This is a genomic window from Gloeotrichia echinulata CP02, from assembly GCA_038087035.1.
Classification (GTDB): domain Bacteria; phylum Cyanobacteriota; class Cyanobacteriia; order Cyanobacteriales; family Nostocaceae; genus Gloeotrichia; species Gloeotrichia echinulata.
On record CP051187.1, the window covers coordinates 3,086,859 to 3,111,525 of the forward strand.

The 24,667-nt window shown below is 42.4% G+C and carries 22 protein-coding genes and 1 pseudogene; 13 read left to right on the forward strand and 10 right to left on the reverse strand.

The genetic code is table 11. The features are described from left to right. Positions 1–34: 34 nt before the first annotated feature. The gene (locus HEQ19_13710; GenBank protein WYM03397.2) at positions 35–319 is read right to left on the reverse strand and encodes a DUF29 domain-containing protein; all 285 of its coding nucleotides are present in this window, start codon (positions 317–319) and stop codon (positions 35–37) included. A gap of 172 nt (positions 320–491) precedes the next feature. Here HEQ19_13710 and HEQ19_13715 point away from each other — a divergent pair, with 172 nt between their 5' ends. The 3 genes from HEQ19_13715 (at position 492) to HEQ19_13725 (ending at position 2,950) form a co-directional block, all read left to right on the forward strand. Further along, the gene (locus HEQ19_13715) at positions 492–698 is read left to right on the forward strand and encodes a hypothetical protein (protein WYM00422.1); all 207 of its coding nucleotides are present in this window, start codon (positions 492–494) and stop codon (positions 696–698) included. A gap of 89 nt (positions 699–787) precedes the next feature. Further along, positions 788–1,816: a phosphoribosylformylglycinamidine cyclo-ligase gene (purM, locus tag HEQ19_13720; protein WYM00423.1), complete on the forward strand. Its 1,029-nt coding sequence runs from the start codon at positions 788–790 to the stop codon at positions 1,814–1,816. A 447-nt stretch (positions 1,817–2,263) separates the two neighbouring features. Continuing rightward, a complete protein-coding gene (locus tag HEQ19_13725) occupies positions 2,264–2,950 on the forward strand; it encodes a PHP domain-containing protein (GenBank protein WYM00424.1) in 687 nt (228 codons plus the stop codon). 98 nt (positions 2,951–3,048) lie between these two features. Here the strand turns inward: HEQ19_13725 and HEQ19_13730 are convergent, their stop codons facing one another. After that, positions 3,049–4,893 carry a nucleotide pyrophosphatase/phosphodiesterase family protein gene (locus HEQ19_13730; GenBank protein ID WYM00425.1) on the reverse strand — a complete coding sequence of 615 codons (1,845 nt, stop codon included), beginning with the start codon at positions 4,891–4,893 and terminating at the stop codon, positions 3,049–3,051. Between the two features lie 166 nt (positions 4,894–5,059). On the opposite strand from HEQ19_13730, the gene HEQ19_13735 reads away from it, so the two are divergent. Then, entirely contained in the window at positions 5,060–5,308 is a 249-nt protein-coding gene (locus HEQ19_13735) for a DUF6737 family protein (protein ID WYM00426.1), read from the forward strand. A 24-nt stretch (positions 5,309–5,332) separates the two neighbouring features. Here HEQ19_13735 and HEQ19_13740 read toward each other — a convergent pair whose 3' ends face one another. Together HEQ19_13740 and bchH are read right to left on the reverse strand one after the other, a co-directional pair. Further along, positions 5,333–6,136 carry an SDR family oxidoreductase gene (locus tag HEQ19_13740; protein WYM00427.1) on the reverse strand — a complete coding sequence of 268 codons (804 nt, stop codon included), beginning with the start codon at positions 6,134–6,136 and terminating at the stop codon, positions 5,333–5,335. 408 nt (positions 6,137–6,544) lie between these two features. Beyond that, complete coding sequence (gene bchH / locus HEQ19_13745) at positions 6,545–10,231, reverse strand: magnesium chelatase subunit H (protein ID WYM00428.1); 3,687 nt, start codon at positions 10,229–10,231, stop codon at positions 6,545–6,547. Positions 10,232–10,285: 54 nt separating this feature from the next. Between bchH and HEQ19_13750 the strand changes: the two genes are divergently transcribed. Further along, entirely contained in the window at positions 10,286–10,585 is a 300-nt protein-coding gene (locus tag HEQ19_13750; protein WYL98113.1) for a hypothetical protein, read from the forward strand. A 144-nt stretch (positions 10,586–10,729) separates the two neighbouring features. After that, the gene (locus tag HEQ19_13755; GenBank protein WYM00429.1) at positions 10,730–11,671 is read left to right on the forward strand and encodes an N-acetylmuramoyl-L-alanine amidase; all 942 of its coding nucleotides are present in this window, start codon (positions 10,730–10,732) and stop codon (positions 11,669–11,671) included. A gap of 274 nt (positions 11,672–11,945) precedes the next feature. Here HEQ19_13755 and HEQ19_13760 read toward each other — a convergent pair whose 3' ends face one another. Next, positions 11,946–14,216, reverse strand: coding sequence for an amylo-alpha-1,6-glucosidase (locus HEQ19_13760; GenBank protein ID WYM00430.1), 2,271 nt, complete (start codon positions 14,214–14,216; stop codon positions 11,946–11,948). A 708-nt stretch (positions 14,217–14,924) separates the two neighbouring features. Here HEQ19_13760 and HEQ19_13765 point away from each other — a divergent pair. The 4 genes from HEQ19_13765 (at position 14,925) to truB (ending at position 19,082) form a co-directional block, all read left to right on the forward strand. Next, positions 14,925–15,827: a DMT family transporter gene (locus HEQ19_13765; GenBank protein WYM03398.1), complete on the forward strand. Its 903-nt coding sequence runs from the start codon at positions 14,925–14,927 to the stop codon at positions 15,825–15,827. Between the two features lie 341 nt (positions 15,828–16,168). Further along, positions 16,169–17,953 carry an alpha/beta hydrolase gene (locus HEQ19_13770; GenBank protein ID WYM00431.1) on the forward strand — a complete coding sequence of 595 codons (1,785 nt, stop codon included), beginning with the start codon at positions 16,169–16,171 and terminating at the stop codon, positions 17,951–17,953. After that, positions 17,946–18,182: a hypothetical protein gene (locus tag HEQ19_13775; protein WYM00432.1), complete on the forward strand. Its 237-nt coding sequence runs from the start codon at positions 17,946–17,948 to the stop codon at positions 18,180–18,182. The genes HEQ19_13770 and HEQ19_13775 overlap by 8 nt, the downstream gene beginning before the upstream one ends. Before the next feature lie 21 nt (positions 18,183–18,203). Beyond that, a complete protein-coding gene (gene truB, locus HEQ19_13780) occupies positions 18,204–19,082 on the forward strand; it encodes a tRNA pseudouridine(55) synthase TruB (protein WYM03399.1) in 879 nt (292 codons plus the stop codon). A 72-nt stretch (positions 19,083–19,154) separates the two neighbouring features. On the opposite strand, the gene HEQ19_13785 is transcribed toward truB, so the two are convergent. The 3 genes from HEQ19_13785 to HEQ19_13795 all read right to left on the reverse strand — a co-directional run bounded on the left by HEQ19_13785 (position 19,155) and on the right by HEQ19_13795 (position 20,933). Continuing rightward, the gene (locus HEQ19_13785; protein WYM03400.2) at positions 19,155–19,412 is read right to left on the reverse strand and encodes a UPF0175 family protein; all 258 of its coding nucleotides are present in this window, start codon (positions 19,410–19,412) and stop codon (positions 19,155–19,157) included. 205 nt (positions 19,413–19,617) lie between these two features. Then, positions 19,618–19,914: a hypothetical protein gene (locus HEQ19_13790; protein WYM00433.1), complete on the reverse strand. Its 297-nt coding sequence runs from the start codon at positions 19,912–19,914 to the stop codon at positions 19,618–19,620. Between the two features lie 443 nt (positions 19,915–20,357). Continuing rightward, positions 20,358–20,933 (reverse strand): TIGR04376 family protein, encoded by a 576-nt coding sequence (locus HEQ19_13795; protein WYM00434.1) that lies wholly within the window; start codon positions 20,931–20,933, stop codon positions 20,358–20,360. A gap of 482 nt (positions 20,934–21,415) precedes the next feature. On the opposite strand from HEQ19_13795, the gene HEQ19_13800 reads away from it, so the two are divergent. Next, positions 21,416–21,610, forward strand: coding sequence for a type II toxin-antitoxin system HicB family antitoxin (locus HEQ19_13800; protein WYM00435.1), 195 nt, complete (start codon positions 21,416–21,418; stop codon positions 21,608–21,610). Positions 21,611–21,891: 281 nt separating this feature from the next. Here HEQ19_13800 and HEQ19_13805 read toward each other — a convergent pair whose 3' ends face one another. Beyond that, positions 21,892–22,731, reverse strand: a complete 840-nt coding sequence (locus tag HEQ19_13805; GenBank protein WYM00436.1) for a D-alanyl-D-alanine carboxypeptidase family protein — start codon at positions 22,729–22,731, stop codon at positions 21,892–21,894. On the opposite strand from HEQ19_13805, the gene HEQ19_13810 reads away from it, so the two are divergent. Then, positions 22,726–22,977, forward strand: coding sequence for a hypothetical protein (locus HEQ19_13810; GenBank protein WYL98114.1), 252 nt, complete (start codon positions 22,726–22,728; stop codon positions 22,975–22,977). The two genes, HEQ19_13805 and HEQ19_13810, sit on opposite strands and share 6 nt — an antisense overlap. A 194-nt stretch (positions 22,978–23,171) precedes the next feature. Beyond that, a pseudogene (locus HEQ19_13815) lies at positions 23,172–24,266 on the forward strand (ATP-binding protein). Here the strand turns inward: HEQ19_13815 and HEQ19_30985 are convergent. Next, positions 24,232–24,603: a hypothetical protein gene (locus HEQ19_30985; protein ID WZI67248.1), complete on the reverse strand. Its 372-nt coding sequence runs from the start codon at positions 24,601–24,603 to the stop codon at positions 24,232–24,234. The pseudogene HEQ19_13815 and the gene HEQ19_30985 sit on opposite strands and share 35 nt — an antisense overlap. Positions 24,604–24,667 lie beyond the last annotated feature (64 nt).

The window sequence follows — 24,667 nt, forward strand, 5'->3', positions numbered from 1 at the left end:
CGTCCGTTTAGTTGTAGGGTGGGCATTGCCCACCTTATAAATAGCTGAATGGTGGTAAATAATCCACATCTAAAATTTGCTCAATGGTGTAGGGACAATTTGGGGGAAAACAATTTAACCCACTTTTGTTTTTTGCTTGTCGTACCGCATCAATGTAGACGGACTCAAACACCGTGAGAAAATAGTTATACAGGTTTTTAGATTTGGTTAATTTCCTCAGTTCCACCCGGAAATTATCGATTTTTACTTCCCAATGGTTTTGAAAATCAGGAAGAGTCCAATTTTGATACAATAAAAGAATATAGCTACCAAGTAACACCCATTGTATCGACTATGTGAGGACGACAGGGAGTAGGGGCGCAAGGCCTTGCGCCCCGGAAGATCATCGTTAGACGCCAAAAACCCTGATTTTCCCGTGCTATGAGCGGTTAAATTGCAAATGTCTAAATATATTTGACTATCTGATTTGGCACCATATATAATATGTGATTATGGATAGCAAAGAATTAGCTCAATACCTCGAAGCAACCAATAGCATCGCCAAACCTTGGCTATTGGTGCAATTGCGCCTGAAAAAACTACAAGAGCGTCGCGCCACGATTTCCGAAGATGTATATGTTGAGGAATTGGAAGATCTTTTCCAAGACTTGATGAATTTAGGGGAATGGTGGCGTGGTATCGAAGATGAGGCATTTTAAAGTTAGGAGTCAAGAGTAAGGAGTTATGAGTTGTCCTCAAATTTCAGCCCTAACTCTGAGTGAGATATTGTTAGCGGTGTAGTCAAGACATGGATTATCGGGATGCAGGGGTTGATGTTGAGGCTGGTAGAGCTTTTGTGGATCAAATTCGCAATGCTGTTCACAGCACCTTTAGACCGGAAGTAATTGGTGGACTGGGTGGCTTTGGTGGTTGTTTTCAACTACCAGGGGGTTTTAAAGAGCCAGTTTTGGTTTCCGGGACAGATGGTGTGGGGACAAAGCTGAAAATCGCCCACATTCTTAATCGTCATGACACCGTTGGGATCGATTTGGTGGCGATGTGCGTTAATGATGTGTTGACATCTGGCGCCGAACCACTGTTTTTTTTAGATTATGTGGCTACAGGTAAGCTAGACAAAGAGCAATTGACTCAGGTGGTTGTAGGTATAGCTGATGGGTGTAAACTGGCGGGTTGTGCCTTATTAGGTGGAGAAACCGCAGAAATGCCTGGTTTCTACCAAGTGGGTGAGTATGACTTGGCTGGGTTTTGTGTGGGAATTGTGGAAAAAAGCCAGATGCTGGATGGTAAACAAGTACAAGTGGGGGATATAGCGATCGCACTCCCTAGCACTGGTGTACACAGTAATGGCTTGAGTTTAGTCCGCAAGATTGTTAGCGATGGCGGATTTGCTTGGAGTGATACCCCACAATTGTTAGGTGGTGAAACTCTGGGCGATGCTTTCTTGAAGCCTACTCAAATATACGTCAAACCTGTTCTGGCTGCGCGTCTTGCAGGTTTGGATATTCACGGTATGGCGCATATCACCGGTGGTGGATTACCAGAAAATTTACCCAGATGTCTTGGTCAGGGTCAAGGAATTAAAATTGACCCCAGTAGTTGGACTCTCCCCCCAATATTTCAGTGGCTAGCTGCAGCAGGTGCAGTGAGTTGGGAAGCTATGTATAACACCTTTAATATGGGGATCGGATTTGTACTGCTGGTACCACCTTATCAGGTACTAGAGACAATTACTTACTTTCAGTCCCAAGATATTTCTGCTTTTGCGATTGGTGAGGTAGTTACTGGCGATGGCTCCTTAGTAGGATTACTTAAGTAAACGTGTCTTTTTCTACTATTATCTGAAATTGTCAAGAGAAATATCTCGCTATTAAAGCTGGTTTTTACCAGTTATTTGCCACAAACCTTATCACTGTGTTACATGAAGATTTCAGCAATATTTTTTACTTATTTTTATAGGGTCAATTGAAAATACTCATGTCCGTAAGCGTTGAGATTTGCTAACGTAGTCTTAACATATTGAAAAATTTGCTGATGAAATCCAGACAATAGACGAATTGCATAAATCAAAACTAAAGAACCCCATCCCACCTTTGACTTACATCCAAGGTGGGATGGGGGTCTGGGTCTACCCTCTAGGGATAGAGAACTTTTGCAAGGGGTCTGATAGCTACCAACACTACTGGACAGTGCTGGTAATTTTTCATCTGGAAATGTAGCTTGCTGTTGTGTGTTTAGAATAATATCTTTTTGAGTAGAGGGGGTTATGGTTGTAAATTTTGTTCGCACTTCGCCTTCTATGGAAAATTTGAAGCAAGTATTCCAGAGTATTCATGCAGAAAGTTGTCCCAGATTATTCAACTTTCATATGCACACTGTTTACTCAGATGGAAAATTGCAGCCAAATTTGCTGATGGAACAGGCGATCGCAATTGGGTTACAAGGGCTAGCTATTACTGACCATCATAGTATTGCTGGCTATCAATTGGCGCAGGCTTGGTTAGAAGACTGGAAGTGGAGTCATCCTGGTATAAATGCGCCCCATCTGTGGACTGGTGTCGAAATTAATGCCAATTTGTTAAATGTCGAAGTTCACATTTTGGCTTACGCTTTCGATGTCGAACACCCCAGCATCAAATCCTATTTGCAACGAAAAATTGCTATAGGTAAAGAATATCAAGCAAATAACGTCATTGCTGCTATTCATGAAGCCGGGGGATTGGCTGTACTAGCCCATCCAGCGCGTTATAAGCGATCGCTTTTTGACCTAATTCCCGCAGCTGCGGATCATGGGATTGATGGTGTTGAAAGTTTCTACGCTTACAATAACCCCAATCCTTGGAAGCCAAGCAATGTGGAATCACAACAGGTACAGCAGTTAGCTAATGAATTTAATCTGTTCAATACCTGTGGTACTGATACCCACGGTTTAAGCCTGCTGCAGCGGTTGTAAAGATGGTCTTAGGTGTTGTTCATCACTGGGTTTGTAGTAGCGCTAAAGCGCCACTACGAGCCATAGCGACAATTATTTATTGTCTTGTATTGTCTATTTTACAATCCTAGGGTGCGACCAGGAAACCCTGCTGTGTCAAAGTAGCGAGTTTTTCCTACCGTTTGATACTTGAGGATCGTCTTCAAACCATTGGTTGCTGCTTGAGATTCTAGGGTTTGAGACTGAGATTTCACCTTGTTAGGGCCGTTACGCAAGGCTTCATTCAACACCCTTCCCACCAGCTTACCTTGAGCGGGTAGTTTTAAATTCAGCACCTTTGCTAGAGTAGGTGCAACATCTGCATTACCCGCCGGTGCTTGATCTTGATACTTTTGTTTAAAGTCAAGCCCAAGGGCTGCCATAGTATTGTAAGTATCAGCACGACTGAAGCTGCCATGCATTCCCTGACCTTGCTGTAAGGTAGTATCGGCTATATCTACCCCACAGGCGGTAGGATTGCCACAACCTGTATCAAATGAGCGAAAGTTTACCACAATTGAGGGTATGGGAGTCGTGGCTGTTCCTCTGAGTTTGATGGCACTCAAAGGCAATGTACCGGGAATTTTGCCAAAGCCATCATCTACAAATATACCACTGACATAATCTTGTTTCAAGAGCGAATCAACAATTTTTTTGGCATTAGCTTTATTGTTAGCGTCATTCAATAAATAAAGCAAATCAGAACCGCCATTACCTGCAATAATTAACTCAAGATTTTTGGAGTCTTTAGCTAGGATACTACTCTTAGAAAACTGCCCCTGAGTGGGATTGATAGGGGCATTTTGATTATCAGGGTCAAATAAAGATAATTGCAAATCATGTGCTAAATCTATCGCCACAAAACCAGGGGGTAAAAAACCTGTGGGAACTTCTGAATAAGCAAGAGATGCTGCATAACTAGTTTTACTTTCCTTGCTAATTGTCGAAAAGCCGTGGTCAGCAGTGACAAATATATTTGTAGTGGCTGCTAAACCCAAATCTTTGAGTGCGGTGCGAATTTGGCTGAGATTTTTATCAACATTTTGTAGCGCTGCTTGGACAGTCGGACCATTGATTCCGGGAGTGAGTCGGTTGAGGCTATCACCATGATTGTGCTGTGTACCATCAGGGTCACGAGACCAATAAACTAACACAAAGGGTTTTTGACGTTGCTGGAATAAAGGTAAAATTGCCTTAGTTGTGACATCAGCAAAATATTGCTGCTGGGTTATATTCGCACTTTTTGTACCTGGAGTCTTACTATCACCAGATTTGCCATTATCTCCCCGCGCTGGAGTAGCTAAAGCCAGGGAATTTTTGGTGAGTAAATCCGTAATTTCTGGACTTAGAGGAATTCCCGTAGGCGTACCAGTATCATCATCAAAAATAATCGTGGGTGCGCCGTTTTGTTGAGTTACATCTTGGATGAAAACAGGGCCAACTTTTCCTATCGCCGCCGTGCTAAAACCGGCTTTTTTAGCAATTGATAGTAGGCTTTCTTCGTTGAGAAAATTGCTATTAAACTGCTGGTTAACTTCCTTAAGAACAGCATTATTTTCCAGGAAAGGCACTAAACTATTTTTGGCACTTTTAACCGGAGCCTGAACTTTGATAGTATTGCTAAAGTCACCCGTATCACCCAGATAATGACCAGTAGCGATCGCCGAAGCATTAGCTGTTGTGAATGTCGGAAACAGAGAGTGACTATTGGTAAAGGTGACTCCTTGTTGGCGAATCTCGTACAACGTCGGCGTATCTTTAGCATTAATCGCACTGGGACGCAAGCCATCCGCAACAAAAATGACTGCATTATGTTGTAATGTTTGCCCAGTGCGTTGGACACCAAAAGCCTGATATGCTATCACAACTGCGATCGCACAAATGCTCAAAATTATCCAACGGCGACTGTGTGTAAAATCCCGCATAATATCTCGCATGATTAGGACACCAAGATTTTATAACTAACTTGCGGAATTTTACTACGCTGCGCGTGTCATTTGTCATTTGTCATTTGTCATTTGTCATTTGTCATTTGTCATTTGTCCCCTAATCCCTAATCCCTAATCCCTAATCCCTAATCCCTAATCACTCATGTCTGAACAAAAACCTCTCAATCCTTGGAACTACAAACCCTGGTGGTGTCAACCCTGGTCTATACTGCTGACAGGTTTAACGCTAATTACTGGTAGCTGGTTACTATTTAAAACTATCTGGCTAACAGTTCTCGTCTCTCTACCTGTATTAACCTGGATGGGTTTTTTCTTGTTAATTTGGCCGCAACTGATGATTCGCAGTGGGGTTTTGGAGTCCTATGAAACGGACTTGTTAAACAACGATTAATTTACCCAATCCCCCGTTAAGAGCCTATTTAACTTCCTGCATATTTTTCACAATTTTTGTCACCAAATCTCTAGGCGTAAATCTCACAATTTCTGCCAAGAATCTATTTTTTAGCCCAGGAATAATCACAGTTTTGCCTTCCATTAAAGCGCGATAGCCAATTTTAGCTACTGTTTGTGCATCCATCATCTTATTACCTGCGACCTGCTTAGTACCTGCGGCGCCTGTTCTTTGATGAAAAGCAGATTCTGTAGGTCCTGGACAAAGAACTGTGACGGTGACACCCGTACCTTCTAATTCACTAGCAAGTGCTTGTGAAAACGAAACAATATAGGCTTTAGTTGCAAAATAAACTGCCATAAAAGGGCCAGGTTGAAAAGCAGCAGCGGAGGAAACATTTAATATTTTGCCCTCCCCTTGCTTAACCATATCCTTGAGAAATAACTTAGTTAAATGGGTGAGACATACCAAATTTACCTGCACCATGTCTAGTTCAGTATTCAGATTAGTTTCATGAAATAATCCATGAATTCCAAATCCAGCATTATTTACAAGCACATCAATTTTGATATTTTCTTTTTGTAACTCGATGAAAATTTCTTCTGGAGATGTGGGTATAGATAAATCTTTAACAATGGTTTTGACAAAAATGCCAAACTGATGTTGAAATTTATCTGCAATTTCCGTAAGTTTTTCTCCCATTCTGTCTACTAAGACAAGATGATAATCATTCTGGGCAAAAATGCAAGCTAATTGGTAGCCAATACCACTTGCAGCCCCAGTAATAAGAGCAGTTTGTTTGCTCAGACTTTGGTGTTTTGTATTCATGTGTCAAAATTACTCAATTCAAATTGATGAAGCTGTTCTGAATTTATAGAGTCAGACAATTTTGGTTTGAGAATTTAGATTCACTCCATTGCTGATAGCTTGAAGCCTTTTTTTGATACATGTAGCGGAGCAAACATAAATTTTAGATTGATGTAGTGTACGAATTGGGTGTTGCCAAATAGCAGGATAAACTATAACAAAATGGGTGAATCTATGTTACGATTCTACACTTCCAATCAGCAACGCCAGTAGTTAAGCCAGTGTAGCTCGACTATAGTTCAATAGCAGATAAAATTGTTGTATCTATAACAACAAACTATAACTTTAATAAAGTTATAGTTTGCGAATAAACCAAGGGTAGATACCAGTATATGAGTATATTAAGACATGAGAAGATATAGAATACAATTAATTAATTGTCACACCCTCAAGTTGCTCATCACTTAACTGATATAACTGACGCAATTTATCTAATTTATCTGCATCAGCTTGCCAAAAACCGCGTCCATGCGCCTCTAACATTCTGCCTAAAATATTGCGGAATGCTTCAGGATTAGCCTGGCGTAATTTCTCCGCCATTTGGGGATCTAAAGCATAAGTATCCGCTGCTTGGTCATATACCCAATCATCTTTAAAATCAGCCGTACCACCCCAACCAATTAACGCCGTCATCCGTTGAGAAATTTCAAAAGCGCCACCAGAACCTTGACTAGCCATTGCTTGCGCCCATTTAGGATTTATCAACTTCGTGCGGTATTCCATCCGCAGTAAATCATCTAAATTGCGGGGTGTAGTATCCTTCGAGAAACTCTCTACAAAACTAGTAGTTACCTTCTTACCGCGTTGCTTTTCTGCAGCCTTTTTCAAGCCACCAGTATTAGCATAATATTCCTGAATATCGGTTAAACCATATTCTACAGAATCAATTTCTTGCACAATGCGATCGCTTGTTTTTAACAACGTATTCAAAACTTCCGGTCTAGCTTGTCCCTTATCTTGTCTACCATAGCTAAACACATTGCGACTTTGCCAAGTATTCCCCAACTCCTCCCCAGATTCCCAGTTACCATCAACAACTCTATCATTCACCAAAGAACCAAAATCACCCGCAGGATTAGAAAACAATCTCGCCGAAGAATTTTCTACACCTTGCGCCTTTAAAGCCAAAGCATGTTTTCTAATAAAATTCTGATTTTCAGATTCATTAATATCAGCCGCCCGTTGAAACAAATCATCCAACAATTCGATGATATTTACAAAACTATCCCGAAAAATTCCCGACAGATTTCCTAACACATCAATTCGCGGATGTCCCACCTCAGCCAAAGGTTTCAACTCATAACGCACAATGCGCCCAGTCCCCTCCTTCACAGGTTCAGCCCCCACCAATTCCAACAAAATTCCTAAAGATTCACCCTTAGTTTTAATCGCATCCAAACCCCATAACATCACCGCCACAGTTTCTGGATAATTACCATGTTCTTCTAAATGCTGGGCGATAATTTTTTGAGCTATTTCTCGTCCTCTTTCATAAGCAGCAGATGAAGGCATTCTATAGGGATCTAAAGCATGAATATTCCTTCCTGTAGGCAAAACACCAGGACCATCCCGCAACAAATCACCACCAGGCGCAGGCGGAATATATTCACCATTTAAACCCCGCAATAAATTGGTTAATTCATCAGTAGATTGCATCAACAAATCCCTAATTTGCTGTTCTTCTTGTGTTGGTGATTCCTTACCAAAATAAGCATCTAAGTACGCCGTCAACTCTTCCTCATTAGGCTTTTCTCCCAAAACATGCAACCCCGAAGAAAATAGCCGATTTTCTAACACCTGCAAATACTCATACAACTTCACCAAATAATCATCAAAAGCATGATGACTAAATAGCCGCAGATTTTCTGGACTAAAAGCAATCCCCAACCTTTTCGCATCTTCAAATGGACAATCAGCCTCCAAACCAGTATCCAAAATCTTCTTACAAATCCCTTCCTTCAGCACATAATTCTTTTGCGGGTCTTCGCGATACTCCGAAATTAAATCTCGTAAAGATACCAATTCCTTATATAATCCTGCACGACCATAAGGAGGGACATTGTGAGAAATTAACACCCCATAACCGCGACGCTTCGCCAAAATCGATTCCGAAGGATTATTCGCCGCATATATATAGAGATTAGGCAAATTTCCTAACAAAATATCAGACCAAGAATAACCAGTATTACCCAAAGGAGAACCAGGCAACCATTCCACAGTACCATGCATCCCAAAATGAACCACAGCATCAGCTTGAAAGTCATTTTGGAGCCACTTATAAAAAGCAGCATATTGGGGATGTGGTGTTAAATCCCGTTCAAACATTAACCGCATCGGGTCGCCTTGAATTCCCAAAGGAGGCTGGACACCTATCCAAATATTTCCTAACTGTACACCACCAATATTAAACTCATCACCATAAGTTTTAATTCCAGTTCCCGTCAATGATTTCCATTGTTTTTCGATCCGCGAAGTGCGGAGATATCCCAACCATTTTTCTAAAGTTCTAGCATTAACAGTAGAACCACCCCTAACTCCCCCGTGAACGGCGCTTGATATGACTCCCTCCTCGTTTATAGGGAGAGTGGGGTTCTCATCTGCTTCCTTGACCCAGCGAATCAATTCTTCCCCGTCTTCAGGTAAATCCCCCACGTGATAACCTTGATCTTTCAACGCATGGAGAAACTTCAATAAACTACGAGGTACATTCAATAATGCTGCAGTACCCACAGCGCCATAACCAGGAGGAAAGCCATACAAAATAATGGCAATTTTGCGTGAGTATGCTGGTTGTTTTCGCAAATAAATCCAACTTTGTACCCTACCAATTAATCGCTGTACTCGTTCGGGAATTAAATAAATATCTTCGCCCACCAAACCACCAAGGGGAACAGTATCAATCGCCCCATCCAGTTCTGGTAAAGCATATAAAACCACACTTTGTAAACCACCAATACCTTGGCGCGTCCAAGAGTAAATATCTTGAATTAGCAATGGTGCAGCTACAAAATATGGTACATTTTTAGCTGTTAAAATACGTTTTGCTACTTCTACCTGTCGCCCAGCTTCCATTGAACCTGCTGGACCACCCACCAAAGGAAAACCAATGGTAGAAACAATTGCATCCACTTTCACAGATGTTTGAGAAAGCGAGGGAGTTTCAATATTACCTTGTTGGCGTTGTTGAATTTCATAGTCGGTTGTCATCCAATCCCTTACAGCCACATGGCCTTCCACACCATTAATAAAAATCGGTAACGGAATTAAACCCCCCTCCTCAAACCGGCGAATTAATTGGGGAATATAAGGTTGTTTGGTAATTACATGTTTGCGATAAAGTAATATCCCGACAACTGGGGAGGAATGAATTTTTTCCATTCCCTTATTTTGATACCACTCCAGATAATCACGGGGTGATGCAAAAAAGCCTGGATAATCAGGATGTAATAGCCCCATATTCGGCGTTTCGACTGGTGGGGGAATATCCCCAACTCTTAAATCTAAATATTTTTCCGCCAGTGTCCAGAATAATGCGGAGACATTTTCCGAACCCCCAGCATTCCAATAACCATAGATAATTAGCCAGTTGCGTAAGTCTTGGACTTTTTGCACTGGGACGAATTTCAGCAGTTTGGGACCAATTTTTAGGAAACTGATGTAACCGGCGAGTTTGTCTTCTTCTCGTCCGTTGCTGAATTTGTCCAGGATAAATTTAACAGGTTTAGGCATACCTTTGGGCTTGTCGCCAATCGCAAAAGCCCCCAACTTAGTTAAACTCATCAATTCCAAGGCTGACTCAAACACCAGACGGATGGGGATTTGGGTAAGGCGATCGCGCAACCACAAAACCTGGTCATAATCAAATAGTAAACTCCCGAAAAATACATCCGCACCCTTGAGCGCTGCTTCTACCTCCTGGCGTTTAGTGCTAATATCGCGATCGCTAAACACCCGAATATCCAACTCCAGACACCGAGAGTTAGCCAAAATAGCTGCTTTTCTGTATAAGTCAGCGTTGAATGATTCAAACCCAGCAATCAAAACGATACGTTTCATGCGTTTAAGCTACGAAATATTTCTTTACCTTGATCTTAAACGCCCTTTCAGGTTATGGGGAATGGGGATTGGGGATTGGGGATTGGGGATTGGGGATTGGGGATTGGGGACACTTCGACAAGCTCAGTGCATCGCTGGGGATTGGGGACACTTCGACAAGCTCAGTGCATCGCTGGGGATTGGGGACACTTCGACAAGCTCAGTGCATCGCTGGGGACACTTCGACAAGCTCAGTGCATCGCTGGGGATTGGGGACACTTCGACAAGCTCAGTGCATCGCTGGGGACACTTCGACAAGCTCAGTGCATCGCTGGGGATTGGGGACTGGGACGACCAATGACAAATGACCAATGACAAATGACCAATGACAAATGACCAATGACCAATGACCAATGACAACCCTGATACTTTTAATTTTATTTCCGCCGAGGGTATTACATTGATACAAAGTGATTAAGAGAATTTGATAATATTATGAAGTAAATTGAGGATGAAACCATGAAATTTGGAATTGATCTTGGGCATAATTGCCCTCCAGATACCGGAGCTAGTGGCATCAGATTTGAGGATAATTTAATCTTAGATGTAGGAAATAGAGTTATATCTAAATTACAAGCTTTAGGGCATGAAGTGATCACATGTAGACCCAACAGTGCTAGTTCAGTACGTGACTCACTTTCTAAAAGATGTGATAAAGCTAATGCAAGCAAAGTAGATATTTATGTCTCAATTCATTTTAATGGCTTTAACGGACAAGCCAATGGCACGGAAGTATTTGCCATAGGTAAAACCAGCAATAAAATTGCTAAACCCGTATTAGATGAAATCGTAAAATTAGGATTTTTTAATCGTGGGGTTAAGAGTGGTTCTCACTTATTTGTTCTCAGAAACACAAATATGCCGGCGATTTTGATCGAAGGTTGCTTCATTGATTCCAAAAAAGATATGGAGCTTTATAATCCAGAATCACTCGCCAATGCAATTGTCAAAGGTTTAACAGGTAAATTGCCCACTGAACAGGTGAATCCTGTACCCGATGAGGATCAAAATAAAGATACTACAGTCCTCAGACTGCAAAAAGCTTTAAATCGATTGAAAATAACCGATAAAAACGGTAAGCCTTTAGCAGAAGATAACGTAATTGGTGACGCAACTAACTCAGCAGTAGCCAAATTGCAAAATATTATCGGAGTGCAACAAACTGGAATTGCAGATAAAAATACATGGGATGCAATTAATCTAATTTTAGCCAAACGAATCCTTAGACCAAACCATGCTGGCGGTCCAGTTGTTAGATACTTGGAATATCGTCTCAGTGCTGAGATTGATGGTGTTTATGATCCACAGTTAGAAGTGCGGGTGAAGAACTTTCAAAAGCAAAATGCTTTAGCCAGCGATGGGATTATCGGTCCTAATTCTTGGCAGAAATTAATAGGTTAATCAGTATTAGGACTTACGTAACTGTGATAGTTTTTTCGTGATGTTTGTCATCGCGCAGCGTGTCGCAGACAAGGGTCAAAAGTCAAGAGTCCAAAAAACCTGGACTTTTGACCCTTGACCAAGCCAATTTTAGATTTTAGATTGAATCCAAAATTCAAAATCCAAAATCTAAAATTCTGCGAGGTCTTGCTCGTACCCCAAAAAATCTAAAATCCAAAATCTAAAATTCGGAGGGTTAATCCAAAACCCAAAATCGGTTGACTCCTCACTTTATTTAAGCTTCGATCACTACCCGCAAATTACCGCGTTTTTTGGCTACACGACAAGCAGTAGTGCTACCAGAACGCTCAAATTCCAAATCGAGGATGGTAGGACCTACGCGCAAATTGTGCAATGATAAACGATTAATCGACTCAGGCAAACTGGGGTCAATGATTCTTAAGCAGTTATTTTGAGCGTCAGGTACTAAGTTGACCACCATTTGCAATAATTGAAAAATACTACCAGTCGCCCAAGCTTGAGGACTACAAGCAACCGGATACTGTACGGGGGCTTGATCACCTTTACGTTCGTAACCGCACAAGAGTTCTGGTGGACGTTGATATGGTTGTTGACTAGTCATATCAAACAAACCTTGGAAGACTTCCAGGGCTTGATCGACCAGACCAAGCGATCGCAACCCCATTGCAATTATGGCGTTGTCATGAGGCCAAACCGAACCCACATGATAGCCCATCGGATTGTACGCTGGTGACAAACTACTCAAGGTGCGAATGCCCCAACCATTAAACATATCAGGTGCCCGCAACCGCTCGGCTACACTATAGGCTTTTTCGGGTGTAAAGATACCCACTTGTAGACAATGACCAGGATTTGAGGTAATACTGTTGACATGCTGGCCTTCACCATCCAAAGCCAGGGCGCAGAAATCCTGCTCTTCTATCCAAAAGTCTTTATTGAAACGAACCTTGAGATTTCTGGCTTCTTCAACCCAACGGTCTGCTAGGTCAAGCCGCTTTTTCATCCGCGCAATTTCTCCTAGGCGGATTTTTGCTGCATAAACATAAGCTTGAACCTCACAAAGGGCGATAGGTCCGTTGGCTAGCTCTCCTTTATTGTCTACAATACAGTCCCCTGAGTCTTTCCAGCCTTGGTTAGCCAGACCGCGTTTGGATTTACGGAAGTAACTGAGGTAACTGCTGTGTTTGGTATTGCGATCAATCCATTCCATTGCTGCTAGAGCATTAGGCCAAAGTTGATCTAGAGTTTCTTGATCGTGAGTCCAAGCATAGTATTCAGAATACAGCATCAGCCAAAGCGGAGTCGCATCGACCGTACCGTAGTAGGGTGTATGGGGAATTTCCTGACAACGAGCCATTTCCCCCATCCGCAACTCGTGTAAAATTTTGCCTGGTTCTTCTTCACGCCACTCATTCTCAACTTTACCTTGATATAACGCTAAAAGCATCAAGGTTTCTTTGGCAATTTGCGGATTCAACATCAGTGTCTGGAAAGCTGTAATTAGTGAATCTCGCCCAAACAGCGCCGAAAACCAAGGAACTCCCGCCGAAAGAGTTTTATACTTACCAAAAGACTGGCGCAACAAATACATATCTTGTTCAGCCCGTTCAATCACTCGATTGAAAATGCTCTTATCTGAGCTAATGCGAGTAATTTCTTGCACCCACTGTTGTTCTTCCATCAACTCAGCGGCTTTCGCCTGTCCTAAGGTAACAGCTGCGTTGACAGTTGAAGTAGATTGGTTATTTCGCAACAAATTTAAGCGATAACCCAACTTTTGGGTTTCATGAGAAGCTAATTCTAACTGCCAAACCGCAGTATAACCCTTAATATGGTCTGGTTGCCGATGCTGGAAGTGAATCCGCGATTCCATCACCGAGCCATCCACACCTTGATAGGCCAGTGTCAAGGATTCTTCCTTAAACACATTTGGTTGAGTTTGTGGGGAGGAAACACCATCCTCATGTGTCGTGTCTAACAGGCGTAAAAGTCTACCCCGTTGTTCTCTATCATAGCCCCGAACTTCAAATAAATCGACAAAATCGGCATCGAAACTGACACTAAGGTCAAATCTCACCGGAGTTGTGCTATAATTGGAAAGCTCTATCTCTTCAAAGAGTGCGCCATTTAGCACAATTTCTCGACGAATCCCTACAGTATCGGCTCTGAGACATTCCTCAATTTTGGGGTTAGTACACAAAACTGAGAGGGAGAAGCCTTTTTCGGCAGTACTGCTCAGTAGCACAGGCGATCGCCCTTCAATCTGCAACTCTAGGCGATTCAGAAATCGTGTATCACAGCAAAATAGTCCCATGCTGGGGTTCCCACCATTGAGGGAACAACCAGAAATATTCCCGATAGTATCTGTAACCAAGAATAAATCATCATCTTTAAGTGTCAGCGTCAGTTGTGGTCTTTGACTGACAACACATGGCCATTCGGGAATAGGTAATTGTTCTGCGGGAATAAAAGTTTTTCCTTCCCATAAAATTGTCTCCGGGTTCATCAGTATATCCGGTGTCATTAGGCAAACTTCCGTGTATAGGGGATTGGGGATTCGCGATTGGGTAAGAGGTGTTGTTTTCGTCTTGCTCTTATATTAAACAAGCTACGCAAACAGTCCGAAGGGAAAGCAATATACGCGAAACAAAATTCATTGTAATCATTAGGGGCGCAAGGCCTTGCGCCCCGGAAACTGAAGTCCAGGCACAAAATTTAGCACAGCAAATCTTTATAAAGATATATGTTATCAATTTAAAGTCAAGGCGGAAAAATTGCGATTTTTGCCTCATTTGTTGAACCGTGAACCTTGATAGGTATAATTCACCTAGAATAGTTACCTAAGATTCAAGAGACGTGGTTTTTTATTCTTCGAGCGTAAAACCCGATCCCTTTATGGGTGGAAATGCCAGCGAGCCATAGTCTTTGCTACAATGCGATCACCTATCTGAGGCATGACCCTCCGAATTTTAGATTTTGGATTTTGGATACTTCTCTACGAGAGGCTACGCCAACGACTTCGCTCAGTACAAGTTTTGGATTTTAGATTTTTTGGGGTACGAGCAAGACCTCGCAGAATTTTAGATTTTAGATCTTGAATTTTGGATTAAATCTAAAATCTAAAATCTAAAATTCGCTTGGTCAAACCATGTAGGGGCGCAAGGCCTTGCGCCCCTATTGGCCTTAGGCCTTGCGCCCCTATTTGATTTACTCCGACTTACTAAACATTATGATGCATGAAACTTCAGGACGCTGGCGCTTAGGGCTGGCTTTATCACTATTGACGGTTTTTTTATGGGGAATTTTACCTATTGCTTTAAAGGTAACGCTGCAAGCACTGGATGTCTACACCGTAATTTGGTTTCGCTTTTTGGTGTCTTTTGGCTTGCTAGCTATTTATTTAGGCTTACGGGGTCAATTACCAACGTTAGCACAACTGCGTGACACCTCTTGGCATTTGTTAGCGATCGCTACAATCGGTTTAGCGATAAATTATTTTCTGTTTTTGCAAGGTTTATCACTCACATCAGCTGCTAACGCTGAAGTTATTATTCAGTTATCTAATTTGTTATTAGGTTTGGGAGGACTTATTGTTTTTGGTGAAAAGTATCAGCTACACCAATGGATTGGTGTTGGCGTCATGATATTTGGTTACATTTTGTTTTTCCTTGAACAATTAACAAATTTAATAACAGCCGAGAAGGAATATCTTCTGGGAAGTGGTTTAATTGCGCTTGGAGCATTAGCATGGGCTATTTATGCCTTGGCACAAAAGCAGTTATTACAGTCTTTATCTTCAAGTCACATTATGTTAATAATTTACGGGGGCTGTGCTTATTTATTCACACCATTTGCTAAACAAACAACAATTCTTCCCTTAGGTTATGTCCATTTAGCAACATTAATTTTTTGTGCCCTAAATACGCTTATTGCTTATGGAGCTTTTGCCGAATCATTAGCACATTGGGAAGCATCACGGGTAAGCGCGGTATTAGCCATAGCACCCATTGTAACTTTAATCGCTGTAGAGGTTATATCAGTAATTGCACCTGATTTCATACCAGCGGAACAAATTACATTAATCGCAATAGTTGGCGCTGTTTTAGTGGTAGTTGGTGCTGTAAGGATGTCATGAGAAAATGCCAAGACTTGGCATTTTTTCCAGAGTTATTACTGGAACTTTAATTAATACTAATAATCGCATATTCAAAGTTACATTATAAATACTGAGGCAGGCAAAATTTTTGTTTGTTATGATTTCAAAGTAAGCGAAAGCTAATTGAGTCAAGACTTCCCAGGCGGATAATTTCCATACCTGTGTAGCTCTGTTACATTTCATTTTGTGCATTGTAACAAAGCAAAAAAACTCAAAAAATTACATAAGACTGAGGCGATTAATATTTAAGTAATCTGGGGTGTCCAAATAACTACCAAAGCCAACGCCTCGTGACACAACATCACCGAACAAGTTGAGCGATGAATAGTTTGCTTGGTAATTGGGCTAGCGTCCTGAGAAATAGTTCTCTATCGCTGGTTCTGTCAATGCTGCTGCCAACATGTGCAATCAGTAATTCTGCGATGGCAGCAGAACGAATATATGGATCTTATTCACCCTTAGAACTGTCCATTCCGGTCAATTCTTTGGAAAAGTACGTTAACAATGATGTAATTGATGATGAATTAGCAGTTTATCAAAAATATGTCCCGGCACAACAGCTACAGGAATTGCGGCAGATTTTAATCACACCTGTGAAAGTTAGTCCAGTGGTAGTTTCCCAATTCCTGAACACACCGCAAGGCGAATTCCTGCTGCGACGGTTAGCCCAAGCGATTAAAACCCAATCTGGGGAAGCGCAACCCGGATTTGATGCTTTACGGTCAGCGCTAATTTCAGCTTCTGGGGAACCAGAGGGATTAACGTTATTAAATCTGTTAAAGAAATATCCCACCAGCAGCATCCACATCGATTTAGCAAATACTTTGGGAATCGCTGCGGAACTGGAGAAACTCGTTAGTCAAACCAGCCAGGCGATCGCCGCTGTTAGCAAAAAATCTCATATAGAAGCACAAACCACCCCAGCGCCCACGAATTTCGCGCAATTGGCAGATTTACGGCGTCCGGGAAGCTTTAAGTCGCAAAAAACTACACTAAAGTTTTTCGACTTGACCCGCAACAGGCTATTGTTGACTGATATTTACATTCCTAATGGCAATCAACCCGCACCGGTAATTGTGATTTCTCACGGTTTGGGTTCAGACAGCAGCAACTTCCAATATTTAGCCACCCACCTAGCATCTCACGGATTTGCTATCGTTGTTCCCAATCATCCGGGTAGCGACAGCAAACAATTGCGATCGCTTCTCAATGGAAAGGCCAATGAAGTCGCCGAACCCGATGAATTTCAAGACCGACCGTTAGATGTAAAATATATATTAAATCAACTGGAAACAAGTAACCAGTCTGATCCACGGTTCAAAGGTCGGTTAAATCTGCAACAAGTTGGCGTCTTTGGTCAATCCTTGGGTGGCTATACAGCTTTGGCTCTTGCTGGCGCTAAAATTAACTTTGAACAACTGGAAAAAGACTGTCAACCAGAGGCACTGCAACAGACATGGAATATGTCATTATTGCTGCAGTGTGGCGCTGTAAAATTAAAGAACAAAAGTTATAACTTACAGGACGACAGAGTTAAAGCAGTAATCGCCGCGAACCCCATTACTAGCTCAATTTTTGGGAAAACCGGTTTAAGCCAAATTCGCATTCCCGTGATGCTCATTGGCAGTAGTGATGACACTGTTGCACCAGCTTTATACGAACAAATTTTACCATTCTCCTGGTTTGCCAATTCACAAAAGTACCTCGTCATGCTTGTAGGTGGAACCCACTTTTCCACCATTGGTAACGGAAACGGTGAGAGTGAAGCCGTGGGATTACCTTCGCAAGTAATTGGCGATAATCCAGCGCAAGCGCGACGTTACGTCAACGCTTTGAGTTTGCCTTTTTTCCAAACTTATGTTAACGGAACTTCAAAATACCTTCCCTATCTTAACGCCGCCTACGCTAAAACCATTTCTACCAAATCTCTGAGTTTGAGTTTAGTTGAGTCTTTTAACTCCACTGAATTAGCCCAAGGGGTTGAGGGTAATCGCAAAGAAGCCAAACCCTTTCAAAATGACTCTTCCAACTCCATAGTTAATTTTGGATTTTGGATGTTAGATGTTGGTGTTACCCTACTGCATGTGATGATCTTCCTTGCTTGAAAATAGGGACTGGGGATTGGGGACACTTCGGCAAGCTCAGTGCATCGCTGGGGATTGGGGATTGGGGATTGGGGATTGGGGATTGGGGATTGGATTAATTTACTCATTACTCATTACTCCTTACTCATTACTCATTACTCCTTACTATTGGGGATTGGAGTTTTTTATCGAAAAATTGCGTCTAAAACCCCATCGTTCTACGACCGGTTTTGGTAAAATAGGAGTTTAGTTGTCCAGTAAAAATTTGACTGTGGAAGGTTTTCTGAATTTAAATAAACCATTTGACTGGACTTCTCATGACTGTGTGGCGCGGGTGCGGAAACTCCTGCGCCTTAAACGTGTAGGACATGGGGGAACTTTAGATCCAGCCGCTATTGGGGTATTACCCATCGCACTTGGTAAAGCCACCAGATTATTACAATATTTATCAGGAAATAAAGCTTATAAAGCGACGATTCGGTTAGGTGTACGCACGACAACGGATGATTTACAAGGGGAAATTATCGCGGCTCTTCCAAGTCCCGGATTGAGTTTGGCTGAAGTAAAAACAGCATTGCCACAATTTGAGGGTAAAATCGAGCAGATTCCACCAAGTTACAGCGCAATTCAAGTTGATGGGAAACGCTTATACGACTTAGCACGGCGAGGCGAAGCGGTCGAAGTTCCAGTGAGAACAGTTGAGGTTTTTCAGATAGAAATTTTAGACTGGCGAGAAGGGGATTTTCCCGAATTGGATATTGCGATCGCCTGTGGTAGTGGTACATATATTAGGGCGATCGCTCGTGATTTAGGCGCTATCTTAGAAACTGGCGGTACCCTGGCCGCTTTGACACGTACCCAAAGCAGCGGGTTTCAGTTGACAGACAGCCTCACCTTAACCGACTTAGAAACACAACTGCAAGCGGGGACATTTCAACCGATTGGTCCAGATGTCGTCTTGCAGCATCTCCCATCTATTAGCTTACCAACAATCACTGCCCAGAAATGGTGCCAAGGTCAGCGAATTCCTCTCACCAATGATGCGTCTGAGATAGTGCGAGTTTATGACGCACAGACTCGCTTTTTAGGTATTGGACAATCACAAGAAGGTGTATTGATTCCGCAAATGGTCTTTGAACCAATTTCTTGAGGATTTTTCTTTGCTCGTAGTAGCGCTTTAGCGCCTCAATAATTCATCAGCATTGATCATTTAGCGATCAGTTCAACCACGGTTTAATTCTTGTTGCAAGTCATCAAAGTCTACAGCAAAAACATCTACTTGCTCACGGGCAAGGGCTGCAAGAAAGTCGCGGCGGTTTAAACCTGCAATTTGGGCAGCTTTTTCCTGGGATATTTCACCCTTTTGATACCAGTAGATAGCCGCAGCTAGGCGCATATTACGCACAAAATCATCTGGGGCTAGACGACGGGCTGAGAATACTTCTTCGGGTAATACCATTTCACCAAAACTCTGATACATATAGAAGCCAGTAGGGGCACGGCAATGCCGTGCCCCTACCAACGTATTTGTATCATACTTAAAGTGAAACGGTATAAGTCTAGATTGACTCTGGTCATAGGTTTCTGTTTCAGCTAAAAGTGATTGAGGATTGATGAGGCGCAAGTCCACGCGGTAGGGGCGCAAGGCCTTGCGCCCCTACGGGGATATGTATATCTTGTGATAATCACTCCCAAGTAGACACATATCGCAACACCTCTGGAATTTCCCCTTGAGACAAGGGAAACTCCAACAAAGTTTCTCGGTAACCTAAATATCCAGACTCAGCAAACGACGACAACATCCGCGACAGCGCCAGCCAAACCTCCGGCTCATATTCCCAATCACCATAACGCCCAGCTTTACCCGCAATTGAACGTAGCGCCCAAAAATAAGAATTTCTCACCACAGAACCACCCTTTTTAAACTCTGGTAGGTCTTCGTGGTGAATAATCAGTACTTGATTTTCGATTCTGGCTTTCATATCAGCCATTGTAATTGATAAGGCAATACAGTTCACTTACAGCCATTTTCAGGTAAATAGACCACGCTTTTGGGGCGCAAGGCCTTGCGCCCCTACGAAGATCTGCGGTTCAAATGAGTGAAAATTGCTGTAAGGAAAATTGTCGTAGGGGCACGGCACGAATAAAATTGTCATTAGAAGAAAAGATTTTGGATGTCTTGCCCCTACTAGTCTGTCAATTTTGTTTTGAGGGATTTTTGGTAGTGTGAGCGTCTCGCTCACGCGGGCAAGATGCCCGCACTACAGTCCATCATTTTTATCTTGACACAGTACTACACTGTATACCATTGATCTGACTTGAAAATAATATTTCGACCAATATCGATGTAAAATACAGATGCCCCATGCCCTATGCCCCATGACCATTTTCATATGTCCTGGTGTACGCCGGCAATGATAGCTACTTATTTACCTAAATTACGTTTCATTCGTTCTAATTCATCTTCGGTTTCCCAACGGCGAAACTTGTCGTCTAAGTCGTCAAAACCACTAGAATAACTACTACTGGGATTTGACCAGCCATTTGTTTCTAAGCGCTGCTGAGTTTGAACTTTAGCACGTGCTGCCTGTGCTTCTCTAGCTTTAGTTTGCACCTCCTGTCGGCGGATCTGAATTTTTTGCAGTAGTGCTTTAGATTGCTCTATGCGTTCTTTCAACCCTTGCATATGTCCCCAGCGCTGGTTTCCTTCGCGCAATAGGGCTGCTTCTCTGGCTTGCGCCGGAGTTGCCAAATCTTCTCTACCAGCGGCTTTGGCCTTTTGGACGCGGATGTGCCAACGCTGGATTTCTTGAGCGGTGGAGAGGATTTCCTCTTGCGATCGCTTCTCTTGTAATTGTAAATCTGCAATCAGCTTTAAGGTGTCTTCTTCTTGCTCTCGCAGCTGTTCTAACAGCGCTTCTAATTCCAAATGTGGATTATTACGCAAGAATTCTTCTAAACGGTTTTCCAGAAACCGACTCAAATCATCAAATAAGCCCACTGCTAGAACTCCAGAGTTAGGGTATGAATTTATTGTAATAATTATTAGCGTGGACGGAAAGTAAATTGTCAGCAAGGTAACGTAATTAAAGATAAAATGCGTTCATGCTTGTAGGGGCAAGGCATCCCTATAAACCTCTGGGGAAATTAATTATGCTTTGTCCGAAAGTCTTGCTGGGGGCGCAAGGCCTTGGTAGGGGCGCAAGGCCTTGCGCCCCTACCCCATTTCCAGAAATGTCTAATGTTTTGCTGCATAAAATAAATAATTTTACTGATGCGCTGTCCCTACAGAAGGCGCTAAACCGGTACTACTAACCTTGACACGCAGGAAATTAACAGCTATTAACCAGAACTGAAAGCTGTGGTGCCAGCAAATTCTCAATTATAGTCCTCTAATTACGATTTCTTTTTTTTGCAGTATCATGTGATCACTTTTTGTTTAATTTAAACCGATAAAATTCTGACAAAAGCGATTGATTCGATATGCGATACAAAGTCAAGTTAAATAAAACTAACATCGGCTATGCTATTTGGTGTCCGGCTTTACCAGGTTGTTGGACTTTGGGAGAAACTGAGGAAGAGGCGTTAGAAAATATCAAAGAAGCTATTAAAAACTATCTGACAACTATTGATGATGTGAATAAAAACGCCGAGTTACGTTATGTAGAAGTCAGATAAGTCCGTCGGCGCAAATAAACCGTACTGGGTAAGATCGTCATTTGTCATTCGTCCTTGGTCATTGGTCAGGGTTGGGGACATATTTTCGTAATATATAGGGCTGCTATTTGATTTTTGAATTATACGTGGGTATTGCCTACCAAAACATGGATTTGGTGGGCATTTCCCTACCTACAGATACTAGCAAATTGTGTTAGAATATGTGGAATATGATAAGGTGCCCCGAACAGCACGGGGAGTTATGGCACGGTTGAGATACCGTGCGCCTGTCAAATCTATAATTACAGTGGCGTCACCCAATAAGTAATCCCCCTGACAATTTGATTTCTAAACCCAAATAGCGGTAACTTCTCTGTAGACAACCCTACATAAGTCCAATGTGGAACATCATTTTCTACAGTTTGAAACCAGCCATTTTGATTGAGTGCATTTCTCTGCTGGGGAGTTGATATGCGTAAATCAATTGCTAATCCCCAGAGATGTTGTGATGTTCCTGGTGGTGCAACTAAACCGAGAATTTTTGTTTCTTTACCCTGACGCACTCTTTCTAAAATTTCATTGTTAGCGTATTTTTGCCAAAATCTTAAATTTGTCGCATAAGTGCGCGTGCAATCACCACTACCATAACCAGATTTGAGGGGAATATTTTGCAGGGTTCGGGCTTTATTTAAAGCATCGGCGGCTACTTTTTGTAAATAACAATCGCCAGTCCCATCAAATAGACCCATTGTCAAAGTAGATTGAAATTGCTGGGTTTCTTGCTCGTTATCTAAGATGACTTTTTGTGGTAATTTAATTTCTGGTTCTTGATTGACAAATACTGCCCCGTATGCACGCAGTAAAGTATATTCAAAAGTACCAGATTGGGGAACTGTTGATAACTTATTGGCGATTGCAGACAAAAAACGCTGTTGCTCATTTAATTGTGGGTCGGGTGTAAATGGTGTAGCGGGAGTGGGTTGGGTGTTTGTACAAGGTAAGGAAGCAGAAGTTAAGCAACTGTTGAGTTGTACTGTGTTAATTACGGGTTTTGGGTGGGTAATCCCGTTACTAGCTACTAACGCAAAAACAATAAAGAAAATAATAGTGAAAAAAGCTGTTTTTCGCAGAATTCGTTGCATATATGTAAGTATGTTGGGTCATTTGTCATTGGTCATTTGTCATTAGTCATTAGTCATTGGTCATTTGTCATTGGTCATTGGTCATTAGTCATTTGTCATTGGTCATTGGTCATTGGTCATTGGTCGAAGTTTCGTGTTCTGATACAGTTTCACTTTAAGTATGATACAAATACGTTGGTAGGGGCACGGCAATGCCGTGCCCCTACTGGCTTCTATATGTATCAGAGTTTTGGTGAAATGGTATGAGGTCGAAGTTCCGTGTTCTGAGGTCGAAGTTCCGTGTTCTGAGGCTGAAACTTCCCCATCTCCCCCTGAGCATTTCTGCTATTTTTGTGATTTGCTGAATAAAAACGAGAAAATAGACTGAAAGTACTGTAGATAATTTTATCCTTGTAATCAAGGACACGCAGGTTTGCTCAGAAAACTAGATTCATAAATTTATGGCTATAGATTTACGGGGATTCTTTCAAGCAACTGACCCCAGCCGGACTCTGTTTGTCAATAATGCCTTATATGGGAAGTATTATATTGACTTTTCGCCGGTGCGGGGTGGTGATATTATCAACAAAATCAAACAAAAGATTTCTTTTTTTAAGCCAAATGAGGCTACTTGCACTTTGTTTACCGGACATATTGGCTGTGGTAAATCGACGGAACTAGTCCGGTTACAGCTGGAGTTGGAACGTTTGGGCTTTCATGTGGTCTATTTTGAGTCGAGTGATGATCTGGAAATGACTGATGTGGATATCGCTGATGTGTTGTTGGCGATGGCTACGCCCGCCTTCGGCATCGCTCGTCGTGTTAGTCAAAGTCTGGATAAAATTACTCTGGAGCAACCCAGCAAGTTAAATGAGTTGCTCGAAGGTGCGAAAAAAATCTTAAACGCTGAGGTGACGGGGGTCAAGGCTAAGGTTCCCGGTGTGGGTGATGTGGGTGTGAGTGCGGAAAAGGAAAAGTTTTCTCTGTCTTTTGGAATTGGTGAAATCACAACGAAGATAAAAAGTGACCCAACTCTACGGGAAAAAGTTAACCAGTATCTGGCGCCGCAAAAAACCCAGCTGTTGTCAGCGATTAATCATGAGTTGTTGGAACCTGCGTAGGCGAAGCCCGCCGCAGGCATCGCTAAACTGAAACAACAGGGTAAAACTGGACTGGTGGTGATTGTCGATAACCTCGACCGGATAGATAATCGTACCAAGCCTTGGGGTCGTACACAACAGGAATATTTATTTGTAGACCAAGGCGAGTTTTTAACCAAACTCAATTGTCATGTAGTCTACACTATGCCGTTGTCTTTAAAGTTTTCTAATGATTATGGAATGCTGACTCAGCGTTTCCCGGAAGACCCCAAGGTTTTGCCTATGGTACCTGTACAATGGCCTGATGGTAGTGTCCATGAGCAGGGAATGGCTTTGATGCAACAAATGATATTAGCTAGAGCTTTCCCCGATTTATCACCACATGAGCGCATCAATAATATTACAGAGATTTTTGATAGTGTTACCAGCCTGGAACGTCTGTGTAAATTAAGTGGTGCCACCTCAGAACTCCGTTCATCTCCCTCAGAACTCCGTTCATCTCCCTCAGAACTCCGTTCATCTCCCTCAGAGCTTCGTTCATCTCCCTCAGAACTCCGTTCATCCACCTCAGAGCTTCGTTCATCCACCTCAGAGCTTCGTTCATCTCCCTCAGAACTCCGTTCATCTCCCTCAGAACTCCGTTCATCTCCCTCAGAACTCCGTTCATCCACCTCAGAACTCCGTTCATCTCCCTCAGAACTCCGTTCATCTCCCTCAGAACTCCGTTCATCTCCCTCAGAGCTTCGTTCATCTCCCTCAGAACTCCGTTCATCCACCTCAGAACTCCGTTCATCTCCCTCAAATACTCAAAATCCCCACGTCCCCAATCCCACTTACACTTAGTATTAGAGATATTC